Annotated in this window: 30 protein-coding genes and 1 pseudogene; 17 read left to right on the top strand and 14 right to left on the bottom strand. The window is 59.1% G+C overall.

Annotation, left to right across the window (positions count from 1 at the left end; genetic code table 11):
- The first annotated feature begins 10 nt into the window (after positions 1 to 10).
- The 4 genes from zapE to POI8812_RS12555 all read left to right on the top strand — a co-directional run bounded on the left by zapE (position 11) and on the right by POI8812_RS12555 (position 2,888).
- A complete protein-coding gene (gene zapE / locus POI8812_RS12570) occupies positions 11 to 1,108 on the top strand; it encodes a cell division protein ZapE (RefSeq protein WP_108782937.1) in 1,098 nt (365 codons plus the stop codon).
- 80 nt (positions 1,109 to 1,188) lie between these two features.
- Positions 1,189 to 1,848 (top strand): PAQR family membrane homeostasis protein TrhA, encoded by a 660-nt coding sequence (gene trhA / locus POI8812_RS12565; RefSeq protein ID WP_108782936.1) that lies wholly within the window; start codon positions 1,189 to 1,191, stop codon positions 1,846 to 1,848.
- Between the two features lie 87 nt (positions 1,849 to 1,935).
- On the top strand, positions 1,936 to 2,499 hold the full coding sequence (locus tag POI8812_RS12560) for a hypothetical protein (protein WP_108782935.1): 564 nt from the start codon (positions 1,936 to 1,938) through the stop codon (positions 2,497 to 2,499).
- A gap of 17 nt (positions 2,500 to 2,516) precedes the next feature.
- Entirely contained in the window at positions 2,517 to 2,888 is a 372-nt protein-coding gene (locus POI8812_RS12555; protein ID WP_108782934.1) for a DUF1304 domain-containing protein, read from the top strand.
- A 54-nt stretch (positions 2,889 to 2,942) separates the two neighbouring features.
- On the opposite strand, the gene POI8812_RS12550 is transcribed toward POI8812_RS12555, so the two are convergent.
- The 9 genes from POI8812_RS12550 to POI8812_RS12510 all read right to left on the bottom strand — a co-directional run bounded on the left by POI8812_RS12550 (position 2,943) and on the right by POI8812_RS12510 (position 10,042).
- On the bottom strand, positions 2,943 to 3,722 hold the full coding sequence (locus tag POI8812_RS12550; protein WP_108782933.1) for a succinate dehydrogenase iron-sulfur subunit: 780 nt from the start codon (positions 3,720 to 3,722) through the stop codon (positions 2,943 to 2,945).
- A 12-nt stretch (positions 3,723 to 3,734) separates the two neighbouring features.
- Entirely contained in the window at positions 3,735 to 5,540 is a 1,806-nt protein-coding gene (gene sdhA / locus POI8812_RS12545; protein WP_108782932.1) for a succinate dehydrogenase flavoprotein subunit, read from the bottom strand.
- Between the two features lie 13 nt (positions 5,541 to 5,553).
- Positions 5,554 to 5,925: a succinate dehydrogenase, hydrophobic membrane anchor protein gene (locus POI8812_RS12540; RefSeq protein ID WP_108782931.1), complete on the bottom strand. Its 372-nt coding sequence runs from the start codon at positions 5,923 to 5,925 to the stop codon at positions 5,554 to 5,556.
- 12 nt (positions 5,926 to 5,937) lie between these two features.
- Entirely contained in the window at positions 5,938 to 6,321 is a 384-nt protein-coding gene (sdhC, locus tag POI8812_RS12535; protein WP_108782930.1) for a succinate dehydrogenase, cytochrome b556 subunit, read from the bottom strand.
- A 189-nt stretch (positions 6,322 to 6,510) separates the two neighbouring features.
- Positions 6,511 to 7,299, bottom strand: coding sequence for a hypothetical protein (locus POI8812_RS12530; protein ID WP_146186168.1), 789 nt, complete (start codon positions 7,297 to 7,299; stop codon positions 6,511 to 6,513).
- A gap of 44 nt (positions 7,300 to 7,343) precedes the next feature.
- A complete protein-coding gene (locus POI8812_RS12525) occupies positions 7,344 to 8,378 on the bottom strand; it encodes a MaoC family dehydratase (RefSeq protein ID WP_108782928.1) in 1,035 nt (344 codons plus the stop codon).
- Positions 8,375 to 8,578 (bottom strand): DUF1737 domain-containing protein, encoded by a 204-nt coding sequence (locus POI8812_RS12520; RefSeq protein WP_108782927.1) that lies wholly within the window; start codon positions 8,576 to 8,578, stop codon positions 8,375 to 8,377. The genes POI8812_RS12525 and POI8812_RS12520 overlap by 4 nt, the downstream gene beginning before the upstream one ends.
- Before the next feature lie 3 nt (positions 8,579 to 8,581).
- Positions 8,582 to 9,145: an NnrU family protein gene (locus POI8812_RS12515; protein WP_306438848.1), complete on the bottom strand. Its 564-nt coding sequence runs from the start codon at positions 9,143 to 9,145 to the stop codon at positions 8,582 to 8,584.
- 36 nt (positions 9,146 to 9,181) lie between these two features.
- On the bottom strand, positions 9,182 to 10,042 hold the full coding sequence (locus tag POI8812_RS12510; protein WP_108783224.1) for an HpcH/HpaI aldolase/citrate lyase family protein: 861 nt from the start codon (positions 10,040 to 10,042) through the stop codon (positions 9,182 to 9,184).
- A 228-nt stretch (positions 10,043 to 10,270) separates the two neighbouring features.
- Here POI8812_RS12510 and POI8812_RS12505 point away from each other — a divergent pair, with 228 nt between their 5' ends.
- Entirely contained in the window at positions 10,271 to 10,585 is a 315-nt protein-coding gene (locus tag POI8812_RS12505) for a hypothetical protein (RefSeq protein ID WP_108782926.1), read from the top strand.
- Positions 10,586 to 10,587: 2 nt separating this feature from the next.
- Here POI8812_RS12505 and POI8812_RS12500 read toward each other — a convergent pair whose 3' ends face one another.
- The gene (locus POI8812_RS12500) at positions 10,588 to 11,340 is read right to left on the bottom strand and encodes a sulfite exporter TauE/SafE family protein (RefSeq protein ID WP_108782925.1); all 753 of its coding nucleotides are present in this window, start codon (positions 11,338 to 11,340) and stop codon (positions 10,588 to 10,590) included.
- 5 nt (positions 11,341 to 11,345) lie between these two features.
- Positions 11,346 to 11,690, bottom strand: a complete 345-nt coding sequence (locus POI8812_RS17935; protein ID WP_108782924.1) for a DUF1496 domain-containing protein — start codon at positions 11,688 to 11,690, stop codon at positions 11,346 to 11,348.
- Between the two features lie 168 nt (positions 11,691 to 11,858).
- On the opposite strand from POI8812_RS17935, the gene mdh reads away from it, so the two are divergent.
- Complete coding sequence (mdh, locus tag POI8812_RS12490; RefSeq protein ID WP_108782923.1) at positions 11,859 to 12,821, top strand: malate dehydrogenase; 963 nt, start codon at positions 11,859 to 11,861, stop codon at positions 12,819 to 12,821.
- A 133-nt stretch (positions 12,822 to 12,954) separates the two neighbouring features.
- A complete protein-coding gene (locus POI8812_RS12485; RefSeq protein ID WP_146186167.1) occupies positions 12,955 to 13,440 on the top strand; it encodes a hypothetical protein in 486 nt (161 codons plus the stop codon).
- Positions 13,441 to 13,728: 288 nt separating this feature from the next.
- On the opposite strand, the gene POI8812_RS12480 is transcribed toward POI8812_RS12485, so the two are convergent.
- From POI8812_RS12480 to POI8812_RS12470, 3 genes are all read right to left on the bottom strand, one after another.
- Positions 13,729 to 14,235: a transposase gene (locus POI8812_RS12480; RefSeq protein WP_108782921.1), complete on the bottom strand. Its 507-nt coding sequence runs from the start codon at positions 14,233 to 14,235 to the stop codon at positions 13,729 to 13,731.
- A 96-nt stretch (positions 14,236 to 14,331) separates the two neighbouring features.
- Positions 14,332 to 14,823 (bottom strand): IS110 family transposase, encoded by a 492-nt coding sequence (locus POI8812_RS12475; protein WP_108782920.1) that lies wholly within the window; start codon positions 14,821 to 14,823, stop codon positions 14,332 to 14,334.
- A 168-nt stretch (positions 14,824 to 14,991) separates the two neighbouring features.
- A complete protein-coding gene (locus POI8812_RS12470; RefSeq protein WP_108782919.1) occupies positions 14,992 to 16,170 on the bottom strand; it encodes a type III PLP-dependent enzyme in 1,179 nt (392 codons plus the stop codon).
- Between the two features lie 375 nt (positions 16,171 to 16,545).
- Between POI8812_RS12470 and metK the strand changes: the two genes are divergently transcribed.
- From metK to POI8812_RS12425, 10 genes and pseudogenes are all read left to right on the top strand, one after another.
- Entirely contained in the window at positions 16,546 to 17,697 is a 1,152-nt protein-coding gene (gene metK, locus POI8812_RS12465; RefSeq protein WP_108782918.1) for a methionine adenosyltransferase, read from the top strand.
- An 81-nt stretch (positions 17,698 to 17,778) separates the two neighbouring features.
- Entirely contained in the window at positions 17,779 to 18,324 is a 546-nt protein-coding gene (locus POI8812_RS12460; protein WP_108782917.1) for a hypothetical protein, read from the top strand.
- A gap of 42 nt (positions 18,325 to 18,366) precedes the next feature.
- A pseudogene (locus tag POI8812_RS17815) lies at positions 18,367 to 18,786 on the top strand (GNAT family N-acetyltransferase); the annotation flags it as partial.
- Between the two features lie 39 nt (positions 18,787 to 18,825).
- Entirely contained in the window at positions 18,826 to 19,563 is a 738-nt protein-coding gene (gene trmB, locus POI8812_RS17810) for a tRNA (guanosine(46)-N7)-methyltransferase TrmB (RefSeq protein WP_245895417.1), read from the top strand.
- Between the two features lie 106 nt (positions 19,564 to 19,669).
- Positions 19,670 to 21,016: a 3-phosphoshikimate 1-carboxyvinyltransferase gene (gene aroA / locus POI8812_RS12450; RefSeq protein ID WP_108782915.1), complete on the top strand. Its 1,347-nt coding sequence runs from the start codon at positions 19,670 to 19,672 to the stop codon at positions 21,014 to 21,016.
- Entirely contained in the window at positions 21,013 to 21,417 is a 405-nt protein-coding gene (locus POI8812_RS12445; protein WP_108782914.1) for a GFA family protein, read from the top strand. Before aroA ends, POI8812_RS12445 begins: the two co-directional genes overlap by 4 nt.
- Before the next feature lie 8 nt (positions 21,418 to 21,425).
- Positions 21,426 to 22,046, top strand: coding sequence for a (d)CMP kinase (gene cmk, locus POI8812_RS12440; RefSeq protein WP_108782913.1), 621 nt, complete (start codon positions 21,426 to 21,428; stop codon positions 22,044 to 22,046).
- Between the two features lie 274 nt (positions 22,047 to 22,320).
- On the top strand, positions 22,321 to 24,006 hold the full coding sequence (rpsA, locus tag POI8812_RS12435; RefSeq protein WP_108782912.1) for a 30S ribosomal protein S1: 1,686 nt from the start codon (positions 22,321 to 22,323) through the stop codon (positions 24,004 to 24,006).
- 258 nt (positions 24,007 to 24,264) lie between these two features.
- Entirely contained in the window at positions 24,265 to 24,546 is a 282-nt protein-coding gene (ihfB, locus tag POI8812_RS12430) for an integration host factor subunit beta (RefSeq protein ID WP_108783223.1), read from the top strand.
- A gap of 23 nt (positions 24,547 to 24,569) precedes the next feature.
- On the top strand, positions 24,570 to 24,905 hold the full coding sequence (locus POI8812_RS12425; protein WP_108782911.1) for a LapA family protein: 336 nt from the start codon (positions 24,570 to 24,572) through the stop codon (positions 24,903 to 24,905).
- Positions 24,906 to 24,907: the final 2 nt, after the last annotated feature.

Raw genomic sequence — 24,907 nt, 5'->3', positions numbered from 1 at the left:
TCGAAGTGGCATGACCGAAGGACCGCTTCCCCGCTATCGCGCCATGATCACAAATGAGGTGCTCGAACCGGACGCCGACCAGCGACTGGCTGTTGAAAAGTTGCAGCTGCTTCATGCCCGCCTGACGGATTACGATCCGAAGGCAGGGAAGAAGGTGCGTTTGGGACTGTTTGGCTGGGGTCGGGAGCGGACGAGGGAAGCCTCGGTGCCCGGTCTGTACCTCTATGGGGGCGTGGGGCGGGGCAAGTCGATGCTGATGGACCTGTTCTTTGAGACGGCACCAGTCGCAGCAAAACGCCGCGTGCATTTCCATGCGTTCATGCAGGACATCCATGATCGTATCGCCCAGGCGCGATCCGAAGGGGGCGCCGACCCGGTTGGACCAGTTGCACGTCAGGTCGCGGACGAGGCCACTTTGCTGTGTTTTGATGAAATGCAGATCACCGATATCACCGATGCGATGTTGGTGGGCCGTCTGTTCGAAAAGCTTTTTGAAGCTGGGACAATCATCGTCGCAACCTCCAATCGTCATCCCGACGCGCTGTACAAGGACGGACTGAACAGACAGCTTTTTCTGCCGTTCATCGACCTTATCAAGGACCGAATGGAGGTCCATGAACTCGCTGGCGCAGAGGATCACCGCACGGGACGCCTCGCGGGTCAGGAAACCTATTTCACCGGGCAAGACTGTGACCACCGGTTCAATGCGCTGTGGGATGAGATGTCAGCAGGACCGGCAGAGCCGCTTGTCCTGCGACGCAAAGGGCGAGATGTCACAATCCCAGCGGTTCGCAATGGCGTTGGGCGCGGAACTTTTGCGCAGTTCTGTGGGCAGCCGCTGGGGCCGGGTGATTATCTGGCTATTGCGGAGGCGGTGCGTGTGCTGTTCGTTGAGGACGTTCCGCTACTGGGCAAAACACAACCCAACGAGGCCAAGCGCTTTGTCACGTTGATTGATGCGCTCTATGAGGCACGAACCGGACTGATCGTGTCGGCTGCGGCGGAGCCGGACGCGCTCTACCCAGAGGGGACAGGAGCGTTTGAATTTCAGCGCACGGCAAGTCGTCTGCACGAGATGCGGTCGGCGGGCTGGTTGACGGACAACTGACCGGGAACAGTCATCTTACCTAACGTTAGCTCTCGCACTTGTTGGTCGCCGGGCATGGACGCGCGGGATAGCGTGAGTCCATGAATACGACAGATGATGGATACCCGGACTATAGCTCCGGAGAGAAAGTGGCCGATGGCATTGTTCATCTGCTCGGTGTGATTGCAGCCATCGTGGGGGCAACGGCCCTGATCATATGGGCCGCCATCGGTGCGACAGGTGGAGAGATCGCCGCCGTCTCGATCTATGGCACCGGCCTGATCCTCACATTTGTCGCCTCGGCGCTCTATCACATGACGCCTTGGGAACGTCTGCGGCCCATTTTCCGGCGTGTCGACCATGCGGCCATCTTTGTCATGATTGCGGGAACATACACGCCATTCGTCGTGATGCTTGGCACGACATCTTCCTACATCGTTCTGGCCGCGATCTGGAGCATTGCGGCCATTGGTGTGGTGCGCAAACTGTTCTTTTGGCAAGTCCAGGGGTGGGGCGGCGTCTTGCTCTATCTCGCGATGGGTTGGATGGGGATCGGTGTGATCTGGACTCTGTTTGGCCTGCTGCCCGTCCTCGCGTCGGCTATGATCGTTGCAGGTGGTTTGCTGTACACGGTTGGGGTGGTTTTCTACCGATGGGAAGCGCTCAAATTCTCTAACGCGATCTGGCACGGCTTCGTTCTGGCGGCATCGGCTTGCTTTTACATCGCGATCACACTGGGCGTCGGCCAGGTCGCCGTCTGATTCAAGGAACACGTTTGCGCGAGCGGGGGCTGCGTCGTTGGCTGGTGGCCTCTAGCCTGCGGGTGACCTGATCGGAGGAGATCACGGATGCATCGCCCTTTTCTTACCGCCCTAGCGGCCCTGCTAATCTTTGCCGGACCCATTCAGGCCCATGTGATTGGTGGTGCCATCGTTCGGCAAAGCGGGAATGGCAGTTTCCAAATCCTTGATACGTCTCAGCCGTTTTCGGTGGGCCAGGACACGTTCAATACGGATCATCTGTATGCGTTTGACGAGGATCAGGACATCGTGCTGGTTGAACCCGTCCGCGTTGATATCGGCATTGGGCAGAACTTCATCCGTGCCGGAACGCGTGTTGCGAGCCACTATGTGTTCTTTGACAGTCTCTCGGGTGTTCACATCGGCTATGTCGATTTTGATGCAACGATACTGGGGATTGCCGCTCAGCAGGATACGATGGCTGCGACCGACTATCTCTCGAACAATGCGGTCGACTATATCAGCACGCATATGCGCGGGCTGGAGGCAGGCGATCAGGTGTGGATCGACCCGGAAGACCCCCGACGTCTTTGGGTCTATTGGGCAGGGTCTTCGCCGGGAGATTACATCCGCGTCTTTACCTCGGCCGGCGAGGCCGACATGCTGATGTGATCGGGGGGAGACCTTTCATGCGCATCGCAGCACTCACTGTCACGTTGCTTATCGCAGCGCTTCATTTCTATATCGCGTGGTTTGAAATCTTTGCGTGGGAGACGCGTGGACCCGAAGTGTTTGCCAGCTTCCCCGATGACCTCTTTGCGCAGACCACAACCCTCGCCGCGAACCAGGGCCTATACAACGCATTTCTGGCCGCGGGATTGTTGTGGGTTGTTGTGATCCAGAACAGATCCTGGCAGCAAAATGTTGCGACATTCTTTTTGGGCTGTGTCTTTGTCGCTGGTGTCTTCGGGGCTGCAACCGCGTCGTTCTCGATCCTCTACGTTCAGACCGTGCCCGCAACGATCGGGCTTGCGCTGTGGTGGCTGCGCGGACGGGCCTGAAACGACAAAGGCCCCGATTTCCACCGGGGCCTTCGCATAAGCTGTCGGGGGAGCTCAAACCCGCCGTTCGATCATCATCTTCTTGATTTCGGCGATGGATTTCGCCGGATTCAGACCTTTCGGGCAAGTCTTCGTACAATTCATGATCGTGTGGCACCGATAGAGCTTGAACGGGTCTTCAAGCTGGTCAAGCCGCTCACCCGTAGCCTCGTCCCGGCTGTCGATGATCCAGCGATAGGCGTGCAACAGCGCTGCCGGGCCAAGATAGCGATCGCCGTTCCACCAGTAGGAGGGGCAAGAGGTGGAACAGCTTGCGCACATCACACACTCATAAAGACCGTCGAGCTTCTTGCGATCCTCGATGGACTGACGCCATTCCTTTGCGGGGCGGTTCGTCTTCGTTTCAAGCCATGGCATGATAGACGCATGTTGGGCGTAGAAGTGGGTGAGATCGGGGATCAGATCCTTGACCACCGGCATGTGCGGCAGCGGATAGATCGCAACATCGCCTTTCACCTCATCAAGGCCATAGATACAGGCCAGCGTGTTAATCCCGCCGATATTCATCGCGCACGAGCCACAGATCCCTTCGCGACAGGAGCGCCGGAAGGTAAGCGTCGGATCAATCTCGTTCTTGATCTTGATCAGAGCGTCCAGAACCATCGGTCCGCATTCGTCCATATTCACGAAATACGTGTCGAGCCGTGGGTTCTCACCCGTATCGGGATCCCAGCGGTAGATCTTGAACGTCCGCACATTCGTTGCATTGAGCGGGCGCGGCCATGTCTTGCCAGTCGTGATGCGGGAGTTCTTCGGGAGGGCTAGTTCAACCATCTGTTCGTCTCCTCAATACACGCGCGCCTTGGGGGCGATCTTCTTCAGGTCAATGCCGCCCTCGTCCTGCTTTGTCAGCGGATCAAGGTGGACCGGGCGGGTGGTCAGCGTGGTCTTTGCACCATCGACGACCGCCAGCGAGTGAACGCGCCAGTTCTCGTCATCGCGATCTGGATAATCCTCATGGGCATGCGCGCCACGGCTCTCTTTCCGCGCCTCTGCTGCAACCACGGTGGCAAGAGCGTTCGGCATCAGGTTGGCAAGCTCAAGGCTCTCCATCAGGTCGGAGTTCCAGATCAGCGAGCGGTCGGTCACCTTGATGTCGTCCATGCGGTTTGCGATGGCTTCCATCTTCTCAACGCCCTCGGCGAGGGTTTTGTCGGTGCGGAAGACCGCCGCATCAGCCTGCATGGCCTTTTGCATGTCGAGGCGCAGCTCGGCGGTTGGCGTGCCGCCATCCGCATTGCGCATCGCATCGAACCGATCCATCGCCATTTCGACGGAGGCCGCGTTCATATCCGGGTTCGCAGCGTTTGGATCGACAACCGTGCCCGCCTTGATCGCTGCTGCACGACCGAAGACCACAAGGTCGATGAGCGAGTTGGAGCCGAGGCGGTTTGCGCCATGCACACTGGCACAGCCTGCTTCACCAACAGCCATCAAGCCCGGTACAATCCGATCAGGGTCATCGGCGGTCGGATTCAGCACCTCACCCCAATAGTTCGTGGGAATGCCGCCCATGTTGTAATGCACCGTCGGCAGAACCGGGATCGGCTCTTTCGTTACGTCCACACCGGCGAAGATGCGGGCGCTCTCAGAAATACCTGGCAGGCGTTCGGCCAGAGCATCGGCCGGCAGGTGATCGAGATGCAGGTGAATATGGTCGCCGTCCTTGCCGACGCCGCGACCCTCGCGGATCTCCATCGTCATGCAGCGGGAAACGACATCGCGAGACGCAAGGTCCTTGTAGGTCGGCGCGTAGCGCTCCATGAAGCGCTCACCCTCAGAGTTGGTGAGGTATCCGCCTTCGCCGCGTGCGCCCTCTGTGATCAGGCAGCCTGCGCCGTAGATGCCGGTGGGGTGGAACTGCACGAACTCCATATCCTGGAGGGGCAGGCCCTGACGGGCCACCATGCCGCCGCCATCGCCGGTGCAGGTATGCGCGGAGGTGGCGGAGAAATAAGCGCGTCCGTAGCCGCCGGTGGCCAGAACGACTGTCTTGGCAGAGAAGCGATGCATCGTGCCATCGTCGAGTTTCCACGCGATCACACCCTGGCACTGCCCGTCCTCGGACATGATCAGGTCGGTCGCAAAATACTCGATATAGAACTCGGCCTGCTGTTTCAGCGACTGGCCGTAGAGCGTGTGCAAGATGGCGTGGCCGGTCCGGTCAGCGGCCGCACAGGTGCGCTGCACAGGAGGGCCCTCACCGAACTCGGTGGTGTGACCGCCGAAGGGGCGTTGGTAGATTTTGCCTTCTTCGGTGCGGGAGAATGGAACACCATAATGCTCCAACTCATAGACCGCCTTGGGCGCTTCGCGCGCGAGATATTCCATCGCGTCGGTGTCGCCCAGCCAGTCGGACCCTTTGACGGTGTCATACATATGCCACTGCCAGTTGTCGGGGCCCATGTTCGACAGCGACGCAGCGATCCCGCCTTGTGCGGCAACAGTGTGGGAGCGAGTCGGAAAGACCTTGGAGATACAGGCCGTACGCAGGCCCTGCTCGGCCATGCCAAGCGTGGCGCGCAGACCGGCACCACCTGCGCCGACGACTACGACGTCATAGACGTGATCGGTAAATTCGTAAGCAGACATTCAGGAAATCCTCTCAGAGCGCGAGACGCACAATGGCGTAGAGCGAGGCGGCGACCATCGCATAGCTCAGGCAGGTCATCGCGACGATCAGCCCGGTGCGGGTCAGCCCGTGGGTGTAATCCTCGATCAGGACCTGCACGCCGTCTTTGAAATGCAGCCAGCCGACTGTCAGTGTCAGTGCCGCGACCAACGCCGGGAAGGGGCTGGAATAGTAGGTGAGTACATCTTCATAGCTGCCGCCATAGGCAGCGCCAAACGTGAAGATGAACAGGGGAACGAGAATGGTCAGCCCTATGGAGGACAGTTTCATGCGCCATGCATGTTCTGTTCCGTCCTTGGCCGATCCCAGCCCGTCTACCCGTTTGCGATCTGTAATGAAGCTCATGATCCGGTTCCTTCACAGTGCGAGTGCGGAGAGGACGGTCAGGACAAGTGAGCCCGCGACAACGGCTTTGCCCAGCTTCTCGGCGGTCTCGATCTCAAGCCCACGACCTGTGTCCCAATAGAGATGACGCAAACCGGCCAGCAGGTGATACCAGATCGCCCAGAGCGACAGGAACATGACCAGATCGCCAAACCAGGATGTGATGAAGCCGTTTGCAGTTGCGAAAGCCTCAGGGCCGCTGGCCAATGCGACAAACCACCAGACGATCATCAAGCCCGCAACGATCAGGGCATTGCCGGTGATCCGCGTTACAATCGACGTCATCGAGGTCCATTGCGGCTTGTAGATCGTCAGATGCGGCGAAAGCGGTCGGTTTCCCCGGTTCACGTCGGCCATGCGAACTCCTTCCAGATTGTCAGACGCAGCTACTCCCCAGCTGCGTTTCGCGGTAACTTAGAGGAAACAGCCCATCCGCCAAAGCGTTCAATGCCGCAGTGCAGGGTAAAATTCGCGAGAAGTTGACGCAGGACTGAAATTTGTGATCACAGCGTATTTCGTGTGATCACATTGCTGCCATTGCTGAATTCAGCGGCAGCGCAACAGGAAAGTCGCAGATTCTTCACGCTGTAGGGATGCCAGGGCAAGTGTGCAGCCTTGAGGAAGCGCCTCGGGATGGGCGTTCACATCGCCTACGCGCATTGTGATATACTCACCATTCAGGTTTCCACCAAACAAGCTGGCCTGCGAGCGATTGAAGCTGATAAGGCTGGGTTCGGCATCTGGTGGACCTATCAAGACAGAGCCTTCGTAGGGGACGGTGAAAACGCCCCCATAGACCCGCGTGATGTATTGATCGTCGCCAGGAGTATTCCCGATCAGCGTGGCAAATGCGCTTTCACGGATCGTGTCGAGCTGCCCCTGCAATGCGTCGAGCGCCACACTATCTTCCACGATGATTTCGCCATTCGTGATGCGCGGCGCGATGCTCGCTAGCATGGCAAGCGGGTCCTGCAGGGTTTGAGGAGTGGTCACCTCAACGACACGCGGACGCTCAATCGTGCTGATGATGCCCAGCATCAGCCCTGCGCCGACAATCATGAAGCTGGAGGCCCGGGTCATCCGGTGTAGCGTTCGGCGCCACCCGGTGCGTCGCACGGGACGGGGCAGCATCTGCTCGGCCGTCAGCTGTTCAGTGGCGACGTCCCGATCGAGCTCGTCCTGAGCCACCACGATAGATGGCGACTCGACAAATTCGGCGGGGATGCGCGATTGAGCCGAGTAAATGTTTCCGCTGCCGTAGGCTGCCGCATATTTCGCGTCAGCCTCCGCCATGGTGGCTTCAATCCAACTTTTCGTAACACGCGACTCAGTCATAGGGTAATACTACCCTAAGTTGAGAGATGTGTCATCTGTCACACTTAGGTGGGCATCAGCGCCCAGTAATCGAGGTCCAGGAGCACGTCTGACCGGTATTTTCCGTCCTCGGCGCGCAGTGGGAAATCTGAGGACGGACCGCTCGTCGCCACAAGTCGCAGACGGATCGCCCCGACGCCGGGTGCAGTGGTTTCTGCCTTGTCGAGAACCTCGGACCATGCGCGGACGGTCTTTCCGGCAAAGCACGGATTTGCATGTGCGCCGCCGTTGATTGCAACGATTATGACTGCATTGGCCAGGCCGTTGAAGCTCAGCGCGCGCGCCATGCTGATCACGTGGCCACCATAGATCAGCCGCTTGCCATCCTCGCGGTTGGTGGCGTCGAAGTGGACCTTTGCCGTATTCTGCCAGAGCCGGGTCGCCATCATATGTTCGGCTTCCTCGATTGTGACGCCGTCCACGTGGTCGATCTTTTCGCCGATGGTGTAATCGCCCCAGCGATGCGGCTCTCCGGCCAAAGTCGTGTTGTATGCAGTGAAGTCGAGCCCTTCGGGAACGACCAGCGTGTCTGCCGCGACCGCTGCGGGAAGTTCTGGGATCACCGTCGCTGGGGGTGGGGCATCGACATCGCGCTTGCGCACCATGACCCAACGTACATAGTCCAAAACGATTTCATCACGCTGGTTCAGACCCGTTGTCCGCACCCAGACAACACCGGATTTTCCGTTCGAGTTCTGCTTTAGCCCGATCACCTCAGACACGGAGCGCAAGGTGTCTCCGGCGCGCACGGGCTGATGGAAGCGCCCATCGGCATATCCGAGATTTGCGACTGCGTTCAAAGAGATGTCGGGGACGGACTTCCCGAAGACCGTGTGAAATGCGATCAACTCGTCGAGCGGCGCTTCCTCCCCCAATCCACAAGAGGCGGCAAAGCTGTCGGCGCTCGTCAGCGCAAAGCGAGCCGGGTAAAGCGCGTGGTAGAGCGCGCGCTCCCCCGCGCCGACCGTGCGCGGTACCGCGTGCTCGATGACTTGGCCGAGTGTGTAGTCCTCAAAGAAATTGCCGGAGGTCGTCTTCATAGCTGGCCCAACTTTTGTTCTGGATCATAGTCACCGGGCACGTCTTTCGTGACGGCCTGCGCGCACATCATGACGCCTTTGCCAGCGTCATAGGCGTAGGTCGGATCGCCGTAGAGCGTCCAGCCCTTAGAGAGTGCTTCGGTCACCTTGTGACAAAATGCAGAGGAATCTTCGTGGGTTAGCAGACGATAGGCGATCATGGATTACCCCGGAAATGGCCAAATGAATATTGAGTGTATGCCGGTGATGATGGCGAAGAGGACCAAGGTGATCACGACGAGCTTGGCGTCGCCACCGATGGCCCCCGGCTCTGGGCGATGCCATTCTGGCGTTGCGCGATTGATGGCGAAGATCTGTACGACGGACCATAATCCAAGCCCCCCAAACAAGATGACGGAGCTGAGATCGCCGTTTACCAGAAGGTGGGCCGCTGTCCAAATCAGAAAGCCCGTGAGCATTGGGTGACGCAGCAAAGTGCGCGCCCGCCCCTTTGAGCTGCCCGCCCCGAACAGGAAGATTGAGACCAGCATGGCCAGGTTGTTGATATGAACACCCCAACTTGGCGGCGTGTAAAGCGGTACAAAATCCGACCCACGATAACCGATGATCATCAACAGGACGGACAGACCCAGAAGCCCTGCGATCATACCGCGCGCACCCGGCCCAAAGCGGACCTCAAGCCCGGCCCGGGCAGCCGGTGCCCAGCGTTTGAGAAGGTGCGCACCCCACCAAAGGGTAACGCCGAGCAGCAGGAGAGCCAGATACATTATGTGTCCTCACCAATTGGGCAGCTTTGATGCGGCTTACGCCGCTTGCTGTTCCAACTTGGCTATTGCGGCAGCTTCCGCCAACAGGCGTCGGGCATTCTCTACGTGAAGGTTCTCGACAATACGTCCGTTGACGACGGCCACGGCCTCCCCTTTGGCGGTTGCTTCTTCGAAGGCTGTGACCTGCGCCTCTGCTTCTTCCAATGCAGCTGCGGAGGGTGCAAAGACCTCGTTCGTGATCGCGAGCTGAAGTGGATGGATCAGTGTCTTGCCATCAAATCCCATGTCGCGCCCCTGAAGGCATGACGCGCGCAGCCCCTCATCATCCTTGAAAGCGTTGTAGACGCCGTCGACGATGGCCAGGCCATGTGCACGGGCTGCCAGAAGGCACTGACCGAGCGACGTGATCAATGGAAGACGATCGGGTGTGTGCGCAGCGTGCAGGTCTTTGACCAGATCATTGGTGCCCATAACCATGCAGGTCAGGCCGGGCGCGGCGGCAATCTGTGCGGCGTTCAAGATGCCGAGTGGTGTTTCCATCATGGCCCAGATCGCAATATCTCCGGCCACGCTGCGCGCGGCGGCGATGTCTTCTGGGGAATTGACTTTGGGGATCAGGATGGCATCCGGGGCCGCTGCGGCGGCGGCCAAGAGGTCATCTGCACCCCATTCCGTATCGCTGCCATTTACGCGAATGATAACCTCGCGCGCACCAAACGGACGGCCTTTCACGGTTTCACAGACGAGGTCGCGAGCCGCAACTTTCTCCGCCGGGGCCACGGCATCCTCCAGATCCAGGATCAGGGCGTCGGCGGGCAAAGTCGCTGCTTTTTCGAGGGCCCGCTGTTTTGAGCCTGGCATATAGAGAACAGAACGGCGCGGGCGGGATTCGGTCATTGCAACACTCCATAGGATATTGCGCCGCAACATACCGACCTCACGGTGGTTGGCAAGGTGGCTGCGCAACAAAATGTCGCCCATAGTTGTGCGCGCGCCTCTTTCTGTCGTTTACCTTGCGTTAACGCTGCTGCGCGAGCATTGGGCGGGGCCCTACTGCGTGCGCCACTTTCTCCAAAGAGCTTTTTTCAATGCGGGCCGCACGGCTCGTCCTTCAAGGAATTTGTCATGAATTTATTTCAGAAAACCTGCGGCAGTCTTACGCTTCTGACCGTAGGCGCACTGCTTGCTGATGCGAGCGCGGCACAGGATGGCCCACCCTGTGGTGCTCGCGACAGTGTCGTTTCTCATTTGACCGAGACATATGGTGAGAGCCGTCAGGCCATTGCCCTCGATGCGCGCGGGATCATTGAAATCTGGGTAAATGAAAATACCGGAACCTTCACCGTAACGATCACGACGGTCGAGGGTGTTACCTGCCTGCTCAGCGCAGGCGAGCACTGGACAGATCCCGCCCCCCTGGCCACTGGCCCGGCCGTCTAACGTCAGACGATAGCATCCCAAATCAGCTTCGCGCCTGTCGCGGTCAGCATCACATAGGTGATCGTGAAGAAGGCCCGTTCGCTGACGATGCGGTTGAGGTAAACGCCCCAGAATGCTCCTGCAATCGCAAAAGGCGCGATCACCGCGGCGGCCAGAAACCCCTGAGCTGAAAACATGCCCAACAGTGCATAGGGGCCGAATTTGAGCACATTTACCCACCAGAAAACGAGAACGGTTGTGGCCTGATATTCGAGTTTCGACAGGCCACGACCCAGCAGATACATGGATGCCGGTGGCCCGCCCGCATGGCTCACAAAGGATGTAAATCCCGCAGCGGCCCCCCAAATGGCTGCAACAAGCGCAGAGAAGGGTCGCGGCGGAACCGTGATCCAGCCCTGCGCCTTTGCCAATTGAAACAGCACAAAGCCGATTGCCACAGCGCCAATCATCAGTCGCAGCGCATCGTCATTCACAAAACCGAAGACGAGGGCCGCGGCGGCAACACCGGGCACCATGCCGACCATCATGCCGCGCCCCTCACGCCAATTCCACTTTTTCCAATAAGGCTTGAGCGTTGCCGCATCGATGGCCATCAGCACTGGCAACATCACGCCAATCGCCTCGCGCGGTGGCAGGATCAGCGCCAGAACGATTGCCGAGGCAAAAGACGGGCCTGACCCGAACCCGCCCTTGGACACCCCGGCGAAGATCGCCGCAGGGATTGCGATGAGGTAGAAGGTCAGATCGTAGGGCAATTGAACTATTGCTCGTTGCGTTCCTGACAATTTACTCGATTTCGTTGCCACTGCCCCTGGCAACAATGGGACAGCCGGCCATCTGCAGTCACCGACAGCTCTGCACCGTCAGAGTAGAATTCATCGGCAAATTCACAGTACTGCAACTCTCGTTGCCGAATTATCCCCCAGCTAAGACCGGTCTGACCGTTGACAACTCGACAATTCAAAGTCAGCCCACCCTGCCGGATAACTGCACCCAGTGAAAATGCGCTGCCTTGGAAATAACATACTGCAGGTCCAGTTTGCGCATGCGTTTGCGTTGAGTTGAGTGCTATTATCACTGCGATTACGGTCGAGAGCTTTTGCATTTTTCCACTTTCCCAAAATTGGTATCAGTACTTCGAGCACGTTCATGGATTGTCGGCAATGCCTCGGCGCTGTTTTTGGGTGTCCCGTGGTATACAATATTGCAGTGCGGCGCGAATGGCGCTAGGGACTGCCCAACTCAATAGCATCCGACAAACGGGAGAACGGATATGGCTAGAGCGAAGATTGCGCTGATCGGTGCGGGACAGATCGGGGGCACGCTGGCACACCTCGCGGCTCTGAAAGAACTCGGCGACGTGGTTCTGTTCGACATTGCCGAAGGTATCCCGCAGGGCAAGGCCCTCGACATTGCAGAATCGGCACCCGTTGATGGGTTCGATGCTGACATGTCCGGCGCGAACGACTATTCCGCTATTGCTGGTGCAGATGTCTGCATCGTCACGGCCGGTGTCGCGCGCAAGCCCGGGATGTCCCGCGATGATCTGCTCGGCATCAACCTGAAAGTGATGAAGTCGGTGGGTGAGGGCATCCGCGACAATGCGCCGGACGCGTTTGTGATCTGCATCACCAACCCGCTCGACGCGATGGTCTGGGCGCTTCAGCAATTCTCCGGCCTGCCGACTGAAAAGGTTGTGGGCATGGCGGGTGTTCTTGATTCCGCGCGCTTCCGTCACTTCCTCGCTGATGAGTTCGACGTGTCCGTCAAGGACGTGACCGCGTTCGTGCTCGGCGGTCATGGCGACACGATGGTGCCGCTGACCCGTTATTCCACTGTTGCAGGCATCCCGCTGCCCGATCTGGTGGACATGGGCTGGACGACTCAGGACAAGCTCGACGCCATCGTGCAACGCACTCGCGACGGTGGCGCGGAGATTGTCGGCCTGCTCAAGACCGGCTCCGCCTTCTACGCGCCTGCTGCCTCCGCGATCCAGATGGCCGAAGCCTATCTCAAAGATCAAAAGCGCGTCCTGCCGGCTGCAGTTTACGTGGACGGCGCCTATGGCCTCGATGGCATGTATGTTGGCGTGCCAACGGTGATCGGCGCTGGCGGTACTGAAAAAGTTGTGAACATCTCGCTCAACGAAGATGAGCAAGCGATGCTCGACAAGTCCATCGACGCGGTGAAGGGCCTTGTTGCGGCTTGTAAGGAGATCGACGGTACGCTCGCCTGATCTCCAATGCCTTGAAATGCAAAAGCCCCGGCCATTGGGTCGGGGCCTTCTTATGTGGACTACTGTCAAGTGGACCGGTCGATGCTACGATTACTCAACCTGCCTCTCAAATGGCAGCATTGAGCCCAGTTTGATGGATACTGCAAATGCAATGAATGTCTGCCAGTGTCGATGCAGCTACCAAGAGACTCTTAGAGAATTTATTGCGCCGGAGGCGAAAATGTTGAAAGAGGAGCTCTACAGGAGCGAATTGTTCCGTAGGAATGCATTTGGACGACTTATCTCAGCAGATTTAATTGTGCTCTATGCCGAGGGTCTCCACTCGAACAGAGAAGTGGTTGCAGACATTAAATTTGCGCATGAGGCAAACTCCGAAGATTACTCTGATGACGATTTCGCATCACTTGGTGGCAAAGTGTCCAAATATATGCATGACGTAATCGAGAGCACGGGTCAAAGCCCATATCACGGCCGCCTGTCTGGAAATTTTGACGTGTTCGTAGATTTCAATGGGTGGTATTTAGAACGGGTTGTCTATGGTGGCCACCAGTTTAAGACATCCTTACAAGAGTACATTCAAATATCGCCCTATATTCAAGTGAGCGGCAGCAAGGTGTAGCTCTGACATTTGTCCGACGGCTTGGCCAAAACGAATTGACGCCCAACAAGCGGACCCTTCAACTGGCCGGACCGACGTCCGCGTCGTCCGGCAACAGAGACATCGTGCATTGGCCGCAGTAAAGCTCACCGTGCCCGCCCAAAGCTCAGAGTTCGAAGGCCGAACAACACTGTTCACCGAGCTGCGTAAGCCTTTTCTTATTCGTGCCTGACATGAGGATGTAAGGTCACCAAGTACCTCTTTCGGTACGCGCCGGTCGATGGGGATGCCGCCCTCTTTTTTTGTCGGTTATCCCGATCGAGCCCCGCGCGCAGCATCCCCCATTGGCGTGGGCTGTGTCTCCACCGCCAAACGCCAAAGCTTGATTGCGAGCTTGGGGGCAACGGCGACGATTGCCTTCTGCCCGATCCCATGCCTCACAAAATGTCGATTGTTGAGTTCCTTGGCTTCTGGGTCGCGCCAGATCCATTGCCATGCAGCTTCGATGAGAATACCGGGCAAGCGTTTCTGGCCCACCGGTCTGATCCTGGCGCGGGCTGCAGTGCCTCCGCTCTGACTGACCACCGGGGCCAGACCAAGATATGAGGTTACTTCCTCTGGCCGATTGAATCTCTCTGGCGAGAACAGTTCGGCCAGAAAGTTGGATGCGGCTGTCTCTCCGCCCCCGACGATGGACGTCAGCCGTTCGAAGGTTTGAGCGTGCATGCGCTTGGTTGCGGTTCGGATCTCCGCACGCAACATCTTGTCTTCTGACAGCAGAAACAGGTACTCGCGCACCATCGAGGCAAGAGCCATGTGGTGTTGTGGTGGCACGTCCAGCGCTGTCAGGTCTGAAGATGCTGCAAGTGGCCACTTTTGGAGGCTGTGTGGTTCATCAATGCCAGGCGCTACCTAGAAGCCTTTGATCTTATGTTTGATCTTGCCCCGGCTCTCCGCGATCCGTTTCCGAGGACGCACCAACGCTCGGTAGCCCTCTTGTTCGACTGACGGTATCGCAATGGGACGCAATAGCCCTCTCGCATAGTATGTCGCCAGCTTCAGCGCATCCAGTCGGTCGTTCTTGGCTGCCGCAGCATATCCGCGCGGAATGCGTGACGCAGAAATGACCGATACGTCGAAACCGGCAGCTGTCAAAACTCGTGACAGCGCGAAGCCTGTTGGACCTGATTCATAGACGATATGTTCAATGTTGATGGCCAGTTCCGCTAGTTGATGCGCGAGCGCAGCCTCGCCTGCTGGACAAGTGTGGCTCTCCACCAACCCGTCCTCTTTCGAAAACAACGCAACCGAACAGGTCTTCTTGTGAACATCAAGGCCAACGACGATAGGCTGGTCTTCAACCGCTGCCACAAACCGCGAAACGCGTGTCGCTTTCTTTACCATGCTGGCAACTCCTATCGTTGGAGTGTTCCGCCATCGCAACAGTCAGCTGCGCCGCCGTCCAGCATGGTATTTTTTGTATCTGTCGGATGCCTCCGGAGGGGATATTTGGGGACAGATGAAGGCGGCTTCTTCTTGGTTCAAATATCCACCCCGAAAGGGCCGGATTGCTCAGAGCACAACTACGTCGAGCGGAGGGAAGCCGTTGAACCCGACGCTGGAGTAGCTCGACGTGTAGGCGCCGCAGTTGCGGATCGTCACGCGATCGCCCGAGCGCAGCGCGAGCGGCAGGTTCACGGGGCGCTTTTCGTACAGCACGTCCGCGCTGTCGCACGACGGACCCGCCAGAATGCATGGACCGGTCTGACCGCCATCATGCGGCGTGATGAACTGATAGCGGATCGCCTCATCAATAGTTTCAGCAAGGCCAGAAAACTTGCCGATGTCCAGATAGACCCAACGGTGCATGTCATCATCTGACTTGCGGCTAACCAAAAGTACCTCGGCCGCAATTGCCCCGGCATCGGCGACGAGACCGCGACCCGGTTCTGCCATGATGTGGGGCACGTGGCCGAAACGGGCATGGACCTCACGCATGACAGCCTGCGCATAGGCCGTGGGGTGTTCGACTTCTTCCCCATAAAATGCGGGGAAACCGCCGCCGATGTTCAGAAGGGTCAGCATGTGACCCGCGCGGCGCGCGGCGTGCCAAATATCTGCAATCTGATCGAGCGTCGTGCGCCACATCGCAGCCTTGCGGGTCTGTGAGCCGACATGGAACGAAAAACCAACCGGATCGAGGCCAAGCACTGCTGCAAGATCGAGCAGTTCCAACGCCTTATCACGGGAGCAGCCGAATTTTCGGCTGAGGGGCCAGTCGGCTTCGGACGCATCAACGATCAGGCGGATGTAGACACGTGCACCGGGGGCGAAACGGGCAATCTTGGCCAATTCGTCTTCTGCATCTGCAGCGAAGAGTGTGATCCCCGCGCCATGGGCCCAGGCAATATCGGAGGAACGTTTGATCGTATTGCCGAATGAGATGTCGTGCGGGCGCGCGCCTTGCGACAGGCAAAGCTCGATCTCCCCGCGGGACGCCGCATCAAATGCGGAGCCAAGCTCAACGAGGCGCGCAATGATCTGTGCCGCTGGATTGGCCTTCACGGCGTAGTGGATGCGTGCAGCCCCCAGACCTGCATTAAGGGCGCGGTAGTTCTGCGCCACGACATCCGTGTCGAGCACAAGGGTCGGCTTATCGAACTGGTTTGCAGCGATGAAGCTCTCAACGCGGGAAGGTTGTGCAAAAGGAACAACAGCACGACCCGACAGGTCGGTTACGATAGCGTTCATGGTCATCTCCAATAGACCCGGCCATATATGACCGCTCACTTCCAAGGGAGACGTTACCGTCGCTACATAACCGTGCGGATGCGCATCGTTGATGCGCCGGATGCCGTGCCAGAGGCGCGTGCGTTGGCGTCTATGGGGCGGGACTTAAGCCGAGATTCGCGATCTGAGAAGATAGAAAATCAAGTCATCTGCATTTTTTCACGGTCGTCCGTTTTCGTGTTCTGAGTGCAACAATGCTGCGTGTGCGGACTGACCCATTGCGTTTGCGCACAGAACCGTTAAGACGCTGCGATGCATTGCCAGCGGGCGATGCCCTGACCGTGCCGGCGGCTTCCTGCTTTCACGGCTTGTACACTGTTAATTCGGAGCGCTTTCATGACCCGCCAGAACTATCAATTCACATCCGAGTCCGTGTCCGAAGGGCACCCAGACAAGGTCTGTGACCGCATCTCGGATGCAATCCTCGATGCATTCCTGTCCGAAGAACCGTTTGCGCGGGTTGCTTGTGAGACCTTTGCCACCACCAACCGTGTCGTCATCGGAGGTGAGGTGCGCGGCCCGGAGAGCGTGATGCGCCGGGTCGAGGATATCGCACGGGCCTGCGTGAAGGATATCGGTTACGAACAGGACGGTTTCCACTGGGAGACCATGGAAGTCACCAACCTGTTGCACGAGCAGTCGTCCCACATTGCGCAGGGTGTCGATACCGATGGTGCGGGCGATCAGGGAATCATGTTTGGTTACGCGTGCCGCGAAACCGAAGAACTGATGCCCGCGCCAATCCAGTATTCCCACGCGATCCTTCAGCGTCTGGCGGAAGTGCGCAAGTCCGGTGAAGCCGCTGTTCTGGGTCCGGATGCCAAGTCGCAGCTTTCCGTTGTTTATGAGCATGGAAAGCCGGTTGGGGTCTCTTCCATCGTTTTGTCCACGCAGCACCTCGATGACAGCCTGGACAGTGCTGCGGTTCAGGCGATCGTTGAGCCTTATATCCGGGAAGTTCTGCCCTCGGGCTGGATCTCCGATAAGACGGTTTGGCATGTGAACCCGACGGGCAAGTTCGTGATTGGTGGTCCTGACGGGGATGCCGGTCTGACTGGACGCAAGATCATTGTGGACACCTATGGCGGTGCTGCCCCGCACGGTGGCGGCGCATTCTCGGGCAAGGATCCGACCAAGGTCGACCGGTCCGCTGCCTATGCTGCGCGCTATCTTGCCAAAAACGTCGTTGCTGCGGGTCTGGCGGATCGCTGCACGATCCAGTTGTCCTACGCCATTGGCGTGCCAGCGCCGTTGTCGATCTATTGCGACACCTACGGCACGGGCAAAGTTGAGGAGAGCGTGATTGAGGCAGCTGTTGCCGACGTCATGGATCTGACCCCCAAGGGCATCCGCACCAAGCTCGGCCTGAACAAGCCGATCTACGAGCGGACGGCGGCCTATGGGCACTTCGGCCGCGCGGCGGAGGCTGATGGCGGCTTCTCTTGGGAGCAGACCGATCTGGTTGACGCACTCAAGCGCGACATCTGATCCACGCTCACGCAATCGTTCATGGTCCGCGCCCAGGTGCGGACCTAGCCTCTCTCCCATAACCGGGAGGGAGGCTTTTTCATGATACGCGCCATTCTACTTACCATGGGACTCACAGCGGGCTTGCCAGCCCTTGCTCAGGACAACAACCAACTGGAAGTGCCGCAGGTCGAGGCCCCGATGTCCCTGCCGCGCCTGATGGACATCCTGCTTGCCGTTGATCCTGAGCTGCGCACCAACGGAACCGCCTTTGAAATGACGGTTGCCGATCTGCCGGTCACCGTCATTACCGATCCGATTGCCGACCGGATGCGGGCCCTTATCCCGATCCGATCCGCTGACGGGATGAGCCGGGAAGAGCTGGAACGGGTGATGCAGGCCAATTTCGACACGACGCTCGACGCACGCTATGCGGTCGCGCAGGGGCGGCTTTGGGCGGTCTATATTCATCCGCTCGCCGCGTTGGAGCGGGATCAGCTGCTCTCTGCGTTGGGGCAACTGGTCAATTCAGCACATACGTATGGTACTGACTATTCCGGTGGGTTATTCACCTTTGGTGGGGGTGACAGCGCCCGGATGCAGCGTGAACGGATCGAGGATTTGCTGCGCCGAGGCGAAGATATCTAAGCGGAGTGGACGGCCCGCGCCACGTGGTGTAACCGCTCGGCCATGACCGACACAGAGCTTACGTTTCGCGCCTATACGCCGACCGATCGCGACCTGCTTTTGCAGATCCACACAGCCGCAATCGCGGCACTCCCCGATGCCTATTATGACAGCGCTGACCGAGGGGCATGGTGCGCAAACCGCACTGCCGCTCAATATGATGCCGCGGTTGCCGATGGCGCGGTCATTATTGTCGCGGTTGAGAGGGATGTGCCCGTCGGTTTCGTCACCTATGTGCCCGGCCCGAAGGGTGAGGTCACGATGCTCTACGTTCAGCCCGAACGGCACGGCGCACGCATCGGGCAGGCGCTGTTGCAGCAGGCCGAGACCGCCCTGTTCGAACAAGGTGCGACAGTGATCGGCCTTATAGCGAGCCTCAATGCGCGGGGCTTTTATGCGGCGCAAGGGTATCTTGAGGGTGCCGGGTTAAGTATCGAGACGGATGCTGGCCATGCGCTCGACATGGTTCGCATGGAAAAACACCGCACCGCCCTGCGCCCGGATGGCACGCCATGGCGGAATTTCTACGGGCGCCGCCACGGAAAGAAACTCAGGCCTGCCCAACAGCGCGATATGGATGGGGCGCTGGTGGAAATTCAGCCCAAAGGGATTACCCGCGCTGACAATCCAACCCGCACACCCCTGGATCTGCATGAGCTCTTTGGCCGTGAGGCGCCGACATGGTTGGAGATCGGCTTCGGGGCAGGGGAGCACATGTTCCATCAGGCCGGGCTGAACCCGGATGTCGGCATCATAGGGTGCGAGCCTTATATCAACGGGGTCGCGCAGTTCATGTCCAAGATGCGCGACGCCGGTCTCAGCAATGTCCGGGTCCATCCCGGTGATGCGCGTGATCTGCTGGAGGTTCTGCCCGAAGCGTCGCTCGACAAGGTGTTCCTGCTCTATCCCGATCCCTGGCCGAAAACGCGCCACCATCGCCGCCGTTTCGTCGTGCCCGAAAACCTCGTGGCCGTGGCCCGCGCGCTCACACCCGGCGGCATCTTCCGGGTCGCAACAGACATTCCCGACTATGTACGCCAGACCCTTGAGGTGACGCAGCCCATGCCTGAGTTTGAATGGCACGCCGAAGCGCCCGCCGACTGGCGTGACCCATGGTCCGACTGGACCCGCACCCGGTATGAGGCCAAGGCCATCCGGGAGGATCGCACCCCCCACTACCTGACATTCCGCCGGGTCTAGCGCGAGGTAATCTCCCGCCTACAATCCCTTCGTTAGTCTTCCGATGAAGATTTTGCCTTCCCCTGCGCGCCCCGCTATGACCTCTCCCAGCCAAGGAGTATCCCGCATGTCCCATTCCGCCGATCCCCGCCCGATGTCCGCCGTTCCGGGTGCAACGTTGACGGGCGTGGCAAATGTGCCGGGGGACAAGTCGGTCTCACATCGCTCGCTTTTATTCGGTGCCATGGCCGTGGGGGAGACGAAGATCACGGGCCTTCTCGAAGGGCAGGACGTGCTCGACACCGGCAAGGCGATGCAGGCGCTGGGGGCCGAGGTCATTCAGCACGGTCCGGGCGAATGGTCGGTTCATGGTGTCGGCGTTGGCGGTTTCTCCGAACCTGTGGACGTGATCGACTGTGGCAATTCCGGCACCGGCGTCCGCCTGATCATGGGAACGGTCGCGACCCACGGTTTCTCAACAACCTTCACCGGGGACGCCAGCTTGCGCTCCCGCCCGATGGGCCGCGTGACCGATCCGCTGGCCATGTTCGGTACGCAATCCTATGGCCGCGCGCAGGGGCGCCTGCCGCTGACGCTCGTTGGCGCCTCAAACCCGGTGCCCGTCCGCTATGTCTCTCCTGTCCCGTCGGCGCAGGTGAAATCCGCTGTTCTTCTGGCCGGTCTGAACACGCCCGGCGAAACCGTCCTGATCGAGGCGGAGGCGACCCGCGACCATACCGAGCGGATGCTCAACGGGTTCGGCGCTCAGGTCACGACCGAGATCACGGATGAAGGTCGCGTCATCACCTTGAAAGGCCAGCCAGAGCTGCGCCCACAAACCATTGTCGTCCCGCGCGATCCATCCTCTGCCGCCTTCCCGGTCTGCGCAGCACTGATCTGCGAAGGGTCCGACGTGCTGGTGCCTGGCATCGGCCTGAACCCGACGCGGGCCGGGCTCTACACCACGCTGCGCGAAATGGGCGCGGATCTCACATATGAAAACGAGCGTGAGGAAGGTGGTGAGCCTGTGGCTGACCTGCGCGCGCGCTGCGGTCCGATCAAGGGTATTGAGGTGCCGCCAGAGCGGGCCGCCTCCATGATCGACGAATATCCGATCCTCAGCGTTGTCGCCGCAATGGCCGAGGGCACCACGGTGATGCACGGCGTCAAAGAATTGCGCGTGAAGGAAAGCGACCGCATCGACGCGATGGCCCGCGGGCTTGAGGCCTGCGGCGTGCGTGTTGAAGAGACGGAGGACAGTTTCACCGTTCACGGCACGGGCGGTGCCATCCCAGGTGGTGCAACCGTCGGCACGCGCCTCGATCACCGCATCGCTATGAGCTTCTTCTGCCTCGGCATGGCCGCGCAAAAGCCGGTAACGGTCGATGATGCGACGGTGGTGGAGACGTCCTTCCCGAATTTCCTTCCTTTGATGGAGCAGCTTGGCAGCCGCTTCGAGAGGGAGACATCATGACAGAACGCCACCACGGATCGTGCCTGTGCGGCGCGGTGAAATATCAGGTCAACGGCTCTTTGCGTCCGGTTATTGCCTGTCACTGCGTGCAATGTCGCAAGACGTCCGGCCATTATGGTGCCGCCACCTCGGCGGCGCGCGGAGATCTGCGTATCGCGGGCGATGTGAAATGGTATGCCAGTTCCGACAGCGCAAAACGCGGCTTCTGCCCCGATTGCGGGTCTTCGATGTTCTGGGACGGTGGGGGAGAGAACGTCTCCATATGGGCGGGTACGCTCGAAGGGCAGGTGGACGTGCGCCTGGCAGGCCATATCTTCATCGCTGACAAGGGCGCATATTACGAGATCAATGACGATCTGCCGATGGCGGATCAGGATGATCCGGCGCTGACCACGAAGTAAGGGGCATCATGGCCTTCACGATTGCAATCGACGGGCCAGCGGCAGCCGGCAAGGGGACGATCGCCAAGGCCGTTGCCGCGCATTTCGGCTTTGCCCACCTCGATACGGGGCTCCTTTACCGTGCGACCGGCGCGCGTGCTCTTGATCTGGGTGGATTGGATGAAGATACGGCGGTGCGGGCGGCGGAAACGCTGACCGAAGACGATCTGGCCCGTGATGATCTGCGCACCAGTGATGCTGGGCAGGCGGCCAGCGTCGTTGCGGCCATCCCCGCCGTACGAGAGGCGTTACTCAATTGGCAACAGGCCTTTGCGCGGCGCGACGGTGGCGCGGTTCTGGATGGTCGCGACATCGGCACTGTTGTCGCGCCAGACGCGGAAGTGAAGCTCTATGTCACGGCATCAGACGCCGAACGCGCCCGGCGCCGCCACGCCGAACTCGTTAAGGCACGACCAGATCTAACATTAGACGAGGTTCTTGACGATCTGAAAGCGCGCGACCGCCGCGACGCCTCGCGCGACACAGCCCCGATGAAGCCTGCCGATGACGCCCATGTGTTCGACACGACAAGCATGAGCATCGACGCCGCCGTGGCCGAGGCCGTGCGGCTGGTGGATGCGGCGCGGTAATTCCCCTCTTTTTTCTTTATCCCTGAAATATCCCCGCCGGAGGCGTGGCAAACCGTATGATTGCCTTCGGCGAGGATATTTTGACCAAGAAGAAGGCCGCGATCAGCGCTTCATCCCCTCCAGCTTGCGAAACTCCTGTTGAACACGTATAGACGCGCGCGACGTTCCGGCACCCGCCTGCGCGTCGAATCGCCTTTGCGCGAAACCAACTGCAAAGACCGGTGGACCCAACCACTTGGCCCGTGAAATCGACCTTTTAGGAGAAACCAGCCTTATGGCAACGCAAGCAACTATGGACGATTTCGAAGCCCTTTTGAATGAGAGCTTCGAATTGGCGACCCCCGAAGAGGGCACGGTCGTCAAAGGCACTGTCATCGCAATCGAAGCGGGTCAGGCCATCATCGACATCGGCTACAAGATGGAAGGCCGCGTCGAACTCAAAGAATTCGCGAAACCCGGCGAAGAAGCCGAAATCGCAGCCGGCGATGAAGTCGAGGTTTACCTTGAGCGTGTTGAGAACGCGCGCGGTGAAGCCGTCATCTCCCGCGACAAGGCCCGCCGTGAAGAGGCATGGGACCGTCTGGAAAAAGCCTATGCCAAGGAAGAGCGTGTCGAAGGCGCTATCTTTGGCCGCGTCAAGGGCGGCTTCACTGTCGACCTCGGCGGTGCTGTGGCCTTCCTGCCCGGCTCTCAGGTCGATGTGCGCCCCGTGCGCGACGCTGGCCCGTTGATGGGCCTCGCCCAGCCGTTCCAGATCCTCAAGATGGATCGCCGTCGCGGCAACATCGTCGTTTCCCGCCGTGCGGTCCTCGAAGAGTCTCGTGCCGAGCAGCGCGCCGAAATCGTTGGCAAGCTGACCGAAGGTGACACTGTTGAGGGTGTCGTCAAAAACATCACCGAATACGGCGCATTCGTCGATCTGGGCGGTGTTGACGGTCTTCTGCACGTCACCGACATGGCATGGCGCCGTGTGAACCACCCGACCGAGATCCTTCAGATCGGTGAGACGGTGAATGTTCAGGTCGTCAAGATCAACAAGGACACGCAGCGTATTTCGCTCGGCATGAAGCAGCTTCAGGCCGATCCGTGGGATGAGGTTGCTGGCAAGTTCCCGCTGGGCTCCAAGCACACCGGTCGCGTCACCAACATCACCGACTACGGTGCATTTGTTGAGCTGGAGCCGGGTGTCGAGGGCCTCGTGCACGTCTCCGAGATGTCCTGGACCAAGAAGAACGTCCACCCGGGCAAGATCGTCTCCACCTCTCAGGAAGTGGAAGTCATGGTGCTGGAGATCGACGCCGCCAAGCGCCGCGTCTCCCTCGGCCTCAAGCAGACCCAGGGCAACCCTTGGGAAAACTTCGAAGCTGCATTCCCTCCGGGCACCGAGGTCGAAGGCGAAGTCAAGAACATCACCGAATTCGGTCTGTTCATTGGCCTCGAAGGCGACATCGACGGCATGGTGCACCTGTCCGATCTGGACTGGGATCGCCGTGGCGAGGAAGCGATCGAGGACTACAACAAGGGCGATGTCGTCCGTGCGAAAGTCACCGAGATCGATCCGGAGCGTGAGCGTATCTCCCTCTCCATCAAGGCGCTGGACGGCGATCCGTTCGTTGACGCGACCGATGGCGTCAAGCGTGGTCAGGTTGTCACGGTCAACGTCACCTCCATCGAAGATGGCGGGATCGAAGTTGAGTATGACGGCATGAAAGCCTTCATCCGCCGTTCCGACCTCTCCCGTGACCGGGCCGAGCAGCGCCCTGAGCGGTTCTCCGTCGGTGATAAGGTCGATGCACGCATCACCCAGATCGACAAGGGTGCACGCCGCCTCGGCCTGTCCATCAAGGCCCGTGAGATCGCGGAAGAGAAGGAAGCGGTTGAGCAGTACGGCTCCTCCGATTCCGGTGCATCCCTCGGCGATATCCTCGGCGCTGCGCTGAAAGGCCGCGACGACGAGTGATCCTGACGGACCTCGAATGAGACTGAACGGCGCTCCCCAACAGGGGGGCGCCGTTTTCTTTTGCGACCGGCGAATCACTTCATATCATGGTCCTGCGCAATGCACGTCAGGGGTGAGTATGTGCACGCCAAAGGATGATCAGGCCGTTTTAGCGGCCAAATCAGGACGAATTATCCATTGGTATAGAGCAGCTTGCGTTGACCGGTCGCCGTTTCGTGTGCCATTTTCGCCATTACACGAAGTGCAGGAGCGTTGCCGGTGATCAAGTCAGAGCTGATCCAGAAGATCGCAGATGAGAATCCACATCTTTATCAGCGTGACGTCGAACGGATCGTCGGAACGATCTTTGACGAGATCATCAACGCCATGGCAAATGGCAACCGTGTTGAACTGCGTGGCTTTGGCGCATTCTCCGTGAAACAGCGTGACGCACGTGTCGGTCGGAACCCAAGAACGGGTGAATCGGTTGACGTTGCAGAAAAACACGTACCTTTCTTCAAGACAGGCAAATTGCTGCGGGATCGTTTGAACGGTATGTAGTCCCGCATTGAGGGAGATTTCATATGCGCGTTCTTAAGATCTGTTTGCTGGCCGTTCTGGCTTTGATCATGATCCTGATTGCAATCGCCAACCGAGAGCCGGTGGTTGTTGAGCTTTTGCCCTCGCAGCTTGGTTTTGTGACCAGCTGGCAACGTGAGATCCCGTTGTTCCTGGTTATGTTTGGAATGGCGATTGGTGGTTTCGTATTGGGCTGGTCATGGGAATGGCTGCGTGAAACGAAGACGGCCATGATTGCCCGCCGCCGCCGCAAAGAGATTGAGCGCCTTGAAGGCGAGCTTGCACAGCTTCGTCAGGATTCGGGCACGCAAGAAGACGACGTTCTCGCGCTGCTGAAATAAAT

The sequence above is a fragment of the Pontivivens insulae genome (assembly GCF_900302495.1).
In the GTDB taxonomy this organism is placed as follows: domain Bacteria; phylum Pseudomonadota; class Alphaproteobacteria; order Rhodobacterales; family Rhodobacteraceae; genus Pontivivens; species Pontivivens insulae.
This window is presented reverse-complemented; position numbering and strand designations above follow the sequence as displayed.

Bases quoted from the DNA above. Each gene is read 5' to 3' on its own strand.
- POI8812_RS12550 (WP_108782933.1), bottom strand. From the start codon at position 3,722: ATGGTTGAACTAGCCCTCCCGAAGAACTCCCGCATCACGACTGGCAAG.
- POI8812_RS12515 (WP_306438848.1), bottom strand. From the start codon at position 9,145: ATGTATCTGGCTCTCCTGCTGCTCGGCGTTACCCTTTGGTGGGGTGCG.
- POI8812_RS12510 (WP_108783224.1), bottom strand. From the start codon at position 10,042: ATGACCGAATCCCGCCCGCGCCGTTCTGTTCTCTATATGCCAGGCTCA.
- aroA (WP_108782915.1), top strand. From the start codon at position 19,670: ATGTCCCATTCCGCCGATCCCCGCCCGATGTCCGCCGTTCCGGGTGCA.
- POI8812_RS12505 (WP_108782926.1), top strand. From the start codon at position 10,271: ATGAATTTATTTCAGAAAACCTGCGGCAGTCTTACGCTTCTGACCGTA.
- POI8812_RS12540 (WP_108782931.1), bottom strand. From the start codon at position 5,925: ATGAGCTTCATTACAGATCGCAAACGGGTAGACGGGCTGGGATCGGCC.
- POI8812_RS12445 (WP_108782914.1), top strand. From the start codon at position 21,013: ATGACAGAACGCCACCACGGATCGTGCCTGTGCGGCGCGGTGAAATAT.
- POI8812_RS12555 (WP_108782934.1), top strand. From the start codon at position 2,517: ATGCGCATCGCAGCACTCACTGTCACGTTGCTTATCGCAGCGCTTCAT.
- POI8812_RS17935 (WP_108782924.1), bottom strand. From the start codon at position 11,690: ATGCAAAAGCTCTCGACCGTAATCGCAGTGATAATAGCACTCAACTCA.
- POI8812_RS12475 (WP_108782920.1), bottom strand. From the start codon at position 14,823: ATGGTAAAGAAAGCGACACGCGTTTCGCGGTTTGTGGCAGCGGTTGAA.
- POI8812_RS12485 (WP_146186167.1), top strand. From the start codon at position 12,955: ATGGATACTGCAAATGCAATGAATGTCTGCCAGTGTCGATGCAGCTAC.
- POI8812_RS12520 (WP_108782927.1), bottom strand. From the start codon at position 8,578: ATGATCGCCTATCGTCTGCTAACCCACGAAGATTCCTCTGCATTTTGT.
- POI8812_RS12530 (WP_146186168.1), bottom strand. From the start codon at position 7,299: ATGACTGAGTCGCGTGTTACGAAAAGTTGGATTGAAGCCACCATGGCG.
- rpsA (WP_108782912.1), top strand. From the start codon at position 22,321: ATGGCAACGCAAGCAACTATGGACGATTTCGAAGCCCTTTTGAATGAG.
- POI8812_RS12525 (WP_108782928.1), bottom strand. From the start codon at position 8,378: ATGAAGACGACCTCCGGCAATTTCTTTGAGGACTACACACTCGGCCAA.
- trmB (WP_245895417.1), top strand. From the start codon at position 18,826: ATGGTTCGCATGGAAAAACACCGCACCGCCCTGCGCCCGGATGGCACG.
- POI8812_RS12480 (WP_108782921.1), bottom strand. From the start codon at position 14,235: ATGGCTCTTGCCTCGATGGTGCGCGAGTACCTGTTTCTGCTGTCAGAA.
- POI8812_RS12460 (WP_108782917.1), top strand. From the start codon at position 17,779: ATGATACGCGCCATTCTACTTACCATGGGACTCACAGCGGGCTTGCCA.
- POI8812_RS12425 (WP_108782911.1), top strand. From the start codon at position 24,570: ATGCGCGTTCTTAAGATCTGTTTGCTGGCCGTTCTGGCTTTGATCATG.
- POI8812_RS12560 (WP_108782935.1), top strand. From the start codon at position 1,936: ATGCATCGCCCTTTTCTTACCGCCCTAGCGGCCCTGCTAATCTTTGCC.
- trhA (WP_108782936.1), top strand. From the start codon at position 1,189: ATGAATACGACAGATGATGGATACCCGGACTATAGCTCCGGAGAGAAA.
- cmk (WP_108782913.1), top strand. From the start codon at position 21,426: ATGGCCTTCACGATTGCAATCGACGGGCCAGCGGCAGCCGGCAAGGGG.
- zapE (WP_108782937.1), top strand. From the start codon at position 11: ATGACCGAAGGACCGCTTCCCCGCTATCGCGCCATGATCACAAATGAG.
- POI8812_RS12470 (WP_108782919.1), bottom strand. From the start codon at position 16,170: ATGAACGCTATCGTAACCGACCTGTCGGGTCGTGCTGTTGTTCCTTTT.
- sdhC (WP_108782930.1), bottom strand. From the start codon at position 6,321: ATGGCCGACGTGAACCGGGGAAACCGACCGCTTTCGCCGCATCTGACG.
- mdh (WP_108782923.1), top strand. From the start codon at position 11,859: ATGGCTAGAGCGAAGATTGCGCTGATCGGTGCGGGACAGATCGGGGGC.
- sdhA (WP_108782932.1), bottom strand. From the start codon at position 5,540: ATGTCTGCTTACGAATTTACCGATCACGTCTATGACGTCGTAGTCGTC.
- metK (WP_108782918.1), top strand. From the start codon at position 16,546: ATGACCCGCCAGAACTATCAATTCACATCCGAGTCCGTGTCCGAAGGG.